Here is a 4246-nt window from a genome sequence, read left to right as displayed (position 1 = left end):
GCGCCAGGGCCTGGCCAGCGTCCTGCGGTACCTGCCGCTGGGCCGGCGCTGGTAGGGCGCACGCCCGGCGCGGCGAAGCGAAGCGGCTGCCTCAGGCGTTTTCGTCCCGCTGCGAAGGCGCGGTGCGGCACAGGTAGTTCTCCAGCAAGGTGACCAGCTCCGGGGCGAAGCGGGGGTCGCCGAGCAACTTGGGCCGCTCCGCGGTCACGGTGTGCACGACCGCATGCGCGGCCACGCCCACCAGGTAGGTCGCCAGGTCCGGGTCCGGCACGTTCTGCATGAGCGGCCGGATCACCTCCAGGAATTCCCCGCGCAGCTGGTGCTTGTCTTCTTCCAGGCCGCGCACCGTGCGTGGCAGTTCGTCGTAGATGGCCTTGTGCACGGCGGGCGCGGCGCGGTGCTCCTCCACGATCATCTCGACGACCACTGTCAGCGCCTTTCGCAGGGAGGGCTGCTCCGGCAGGACCTGCAGCGCCTTGCGCAGGTCGGAGCGCGTCTCGACGGCATGCCGCCGCTGCAGTTCCGCGATCACCGCCTCCTTGTTCGGAAAGAACTGGTAGAGCGAGCCGATGTTCACGCCCGCGCGCTCGGCGATGGCATTCGTGGTGAATCCTGCCCAGCCCACCTGGGTCAAAATGTAAGTCGCGGCTTGCATGATGGCATCCACGGTGGCGCGCGAGCGCGCTTGGACCGGGATTTTGCGGGGCGTGGCAGCGGTTTTGCTTTTGCGCGGGGACGGCATGGGAACGCGAGTTTCGGAAATAAAAGCTTTAACTTACGATTTAAAGCATGAAAACACAAGACCTGCTGCATCCCTGGGATGCCTTCCAAGCCGCCAACCGCTTTCGCCGGGCGATCCGCCGATTCCGCCCCACACCGATTCCGGAAGCGGATGTCCGGGCCCTGCTGCGCGAGGCCACCTTCGCCCCGTCCAGCGGAAACATGCAGCCCTACGAGCTGCACTGGGTTCGCACCCCGGCCGTGAAAGCCCGCCTCGCGCAGGCCTGCAACGGGCAGAAGGCGGCGGCATCGGCCGCGGATTTCGTCGTCTTTGCCGCCAGTCCCGCCATCGGGCGGCGCACCGCCCAGGCGCAGCTCGACCATGTCGAACGATCGACCGGGCTGGGGCCGGAATCGAAGGCCTACCACCGCAAGCAGATCGGCATGTTCCAGCGGATTCTGGGCGCGGGCTCGTCGGTGCTGTGGTCGCCATGGCTGCTGCTGGCCGCCTGGGCGCGCCCCACGCTGTCGCTGCTGCCCGTGGGGCACATCGGCGGGCGCCAGTGGGCCGCCCGCAATGCGATCTTTGCGGCCCAGACCCTGCTGCTGGCCGCGGCGGCGAAGGGCATCGATTCGTGCCCCATGGAAGGCTTCTCCGCGTCCGCGGTCGCCAAGCTGCTGGGACTGCCGCGCGGCACGGTCATCCCCCTCGTTGTGGCGCTGGGCTACCGCGCCGATGACGCCCGCGTCGAGGATCGCTGGCGCCTGCCTTTGGAAGAGTCGGTCTTCGCCCATTGACCGGCAGGGTGGGCAGGGTGACGCCACGCGGCCGGCATGCTCCGTGCCGTGCCAGGAGCCGGTCCGCCCGCCTTCGGGATGCTCGTCAGTATGGTCTGTCGGAATTTTCAATAACGCATCCGTGTTGCGTTATTGGGTCTAGAATCTGCTGTTGCAACTCGGTTGCAGTAGTAAATAAATTCACCTTCGGCCATCCTCATCCCCTTTTAAACTGCGGCACCTTTCCCTGTGATCCCGCCGTGGCGCTCTGCCCCGGCCGCCGGCGCCTTGGCATCCGCACGGCTCGCGCGCATCGGGGCCTGCCTTTTACACCGTCCACGCCGGCCTGGCTCTCAAAGGCCGCTCCCTGTCTTTTTCCATCCCATCATGCGACCGCTTTGCCCGACAGCTTCCCTCTGGTTGACCCCTTTGCTGGCGCTGTCCGCGCCCGGCGCCATGGCCCAGGAGGGCGGCAGCACCGCCGCGCTGCCCACGGTGGTCGTGAAGGAGCAAGCCACGCCGGGCGCGCTGGACCAGCCGGCCGAGGGCGCGTCCCGCCTGGGCCTGTCGGTGCGCGAAACGCCGGCGTCCATCGACGTGGTCTCGCGCCAGGTGCTGGGCGAACGCGGGCTGCGCACCGTCACCGAAGCGGCCCAGGCCGCCGTGGGCGTGACGGCCGGGGACTTTCCGGCCGAGCCCAGTGCGTTTTCGATGCGCGGCTTTGCCAACAGCCAGATCAACACGCTCTACAACGGCATCAAGATCGGTCCGCCCAACATGACCTCGCGCGTCATGGACACCGCCAACCTGGAGCGCATCGAATTCCTGAAAGGCGCGGCCTCGCTGATGTCGGGCGAGGGCGCCTCGGGCGGGGCGGTGAATTTCGTCACCCGCGCGCCGCACCGCGGCCCGGTCCAGACCGAGGTCGAGACGGCGGCCGGCTCGTTCGGCGAGCGCCGCGTCCGCATGGGCTCCGGCGGCACCACCGCCTGGAAGGACCTGGATTACCGCATCGACCTGAGCGGCTCGGACAGCGACGGCCCCGTGCAAGCCACCCATCAGCACAACCGCCACCTGTCGGGCGGGCTGGACTGGCATGTGCGCCCCGGCCTCAAGTTCTTCGTGGCGGCCGAGGTCAAGCGCGACCGGGGCAGCAGCTATTGGGGAACGCCGCTGGTTTCCGCCGCCGCGCCCGGCATCGAGCCCGAGGGCGGCGTGGTGTCCGGCACCTACACGTCGGGCTTCAACGGCAGCGCGCTCGGCCCGGTCGCGATCGACCGGCGCACGCTGCGCACCAATTACAACGTGCTGGACAACCGCAACGACGCGCGCGAAACCTGGCTGCGCACCGGCATGGACTGGCGCATCGACAGCGCCTTCACGCTGCGCACACAGATCTACCGCTACACGGCCACGCGCACCTGGTTCAACAACGAGATCGCCGCGTTCAACGCCGGCACCGGCCTGGTGGACCGTGAGCGCTTCTACGTGGCCCAGGACCAGACCTCGGTGGGCCAGAAGACCGAGCTGCAGTGGGACGGCCAGATCGCCGGCCGCGACAACCGCTGGGTGGCGGCGCTCGAATACAGCGACCTCGACCTGACCCGCCCCGGCGCGGCCAATTTTCCGGGTGACAGCGTGAGCCTGGTGAACCCCGATCGTGGCACCTACGGCCCGCTCACCCGGCAATGGCAGACGAGCGGCGTGCGCAACACGGTGCTCGCGCTGGAAGACCGGTTCTCGGTTGCGCCGGGCTGGACGCTGCTCGGCGGACTGCGGCACGAATCCATCGAGCTGTCGCGCACCTCCACCGATGCCGCCGGTGCGCCGCGCGCCGGCTTTCCGTTCGACAAGGCCTGGCACCCAACCACGGGGCGCATCGGCCTGACCTGGGCCCCAGCCGCCGGTACCACCGTCTATGGCCAGTACGCCACGGGCGCCGACGTGGCGGCCAACAACCTGTTCCTGCTGCGCGGCACGCAGCCGCTGGACCTGACCCGCACGCGCAATGTGGAGGCCGGGGTCAAGCAGTCGTTCTGGCAGGACCGCGGCGAATGGACGTTCGCGGTGTACGACACCGAGCGCCGCAACGTCTATGCCGCGCAGGGCGGGCAGTCGCTGGCCGTGGCAGGGGCCCTGCAGTCGCGGGGCGCCGAGGCCTCGGTGGCGCTGCGGCCCGATGCGCACTGGAGCCTGTGGTCCAACCTGGCGCTGAACCGCGCGCGCTACCAGGACTACGCGCTGGCCGGTGGCGGCTCGCTCTCGGGCAACACGCCGCCCAACGCCCCGCGCGTGGTGGCCAATGCCGGCGTGGGCTACCGCTTCGTGGCCGGTGTGCCGGTGCAGGTATCGGCCTCGCTGCGGCATGTGGGCGAGCGGTTCCACAGCGATGCGAACACCGTGCGGCTGGCGGCCTACACCGCGCTCGACGCTGCCGTGGCCGTGGATGTGGCCCGCGGCGTGCAGCTGACCCTGCGCGGGCGCAACCTGACCAACCGCGTTTACGCGGCCTGGGCCGATCCGTTCTACCCGGACCAGATCCTGCTGGGCGCTCCGCGCAGCTTCGAGCTGGCCCTGCGCTGGACGCTGTGACATGTACGCGCTGCTGCGGGCCGAGGGCCTGGGCTTTCGCACCCCGCAGGGGCGCCCGCTGCTGCACGGCGTGAACGCCTGCGCGGCCCGCGGCGAATGCGTGGCCCTGGTCGGCCCCAATGGCGCGGGCAAGAGCACGCTTTTTGAGGCTGCTGGG

The 4246-nt window shown here is 69.6% G+C and carries 4 protein-coding genes; 3 read left to right on the top strand and 1 reads right to left on the bottom strand.

Annotated features, from left to right (window positions below; all coding sequences use genetic code 11):
• Nucleotides 1–91 precede the first annotated feature (91 nt).
• Nucleotides 92–655: a TetR/AcrR family transcriptional regulator gene (locus tag AC27KI_RS19725; RefSeq protein ID WP_487115399.1), complete on the bottom strand. Its 564-nt coding sequence runs from the start codon at nucleotides 653–655 to the stop codon at nucleotides 92–94.
• 134 nt (nucleotides 656–789) lie between these two features.
• On the opposite strand from AC27KI_RS19725, the gene AC27KI_RS19720 reads away from it, so the two are divergent.
• The 3 genes from AC27KI_RS19720 to AC27KI_RS19710 all read left to right on the top strand — a co-directional run.
• Nucleotides 790–1518 carry a nitroreductase family protein gene (locus AC27KI_RS19720; protein ID WP_487115397.1) on the top strand — a complete coding sequence of 243 codons (729 nt, stop codon included), beginning with the start codon at nucleotides 790–792 and terminating at the stop codon, nucleotides 1516–1518.
• 399 nt (nucleotides 1519–1917) lie between these two features.
• Entirely contained in the window at nucleotides 1918–4089 is a 2172-nt protein-coding gene (locus AC27KI_RS19715; protein ID WP_487115395.1) for a TonB-dependent receptor, read from the top strand.
• Between the two features lies 1 nt (nucleotide 4090).
• Nucleotides 4091–4246, top strand: a 156-nt coding sequence (locus AC27KI_RS19710; RefSeq protein WP_487115401.1) for an ATP-binding cassette domain-containing protein, incomplete at its 3' end; no start/stop codon positions are given.

It is taken from the genome of Acidovorax sp. KPB24-03 (genome assembly GCF_057546605.1).
Note: the sequence above shows the minus strand (reverse complement) of the source record. Positions and strands in the feature narration are given on the sequence as shown.

What these genes read in the sequence shown, in the direction of transcription:
- AC27KI_RS19725 (WP_487115399.1), bottom strand. Translation starts at nt 655, where the DNA reads ATGCAAGCCGCGACTTACATTTTGACCCAGGTGGGCTGGGCAGGATTC.
- AC27KI_RS19720 (WP_487115397.1), top strand. Translation starts at nt 790, where the DNA reads ATGAAAACACAAGACCTGCTGCATCCCTGGGATGCCTTCCAAGCCGCC.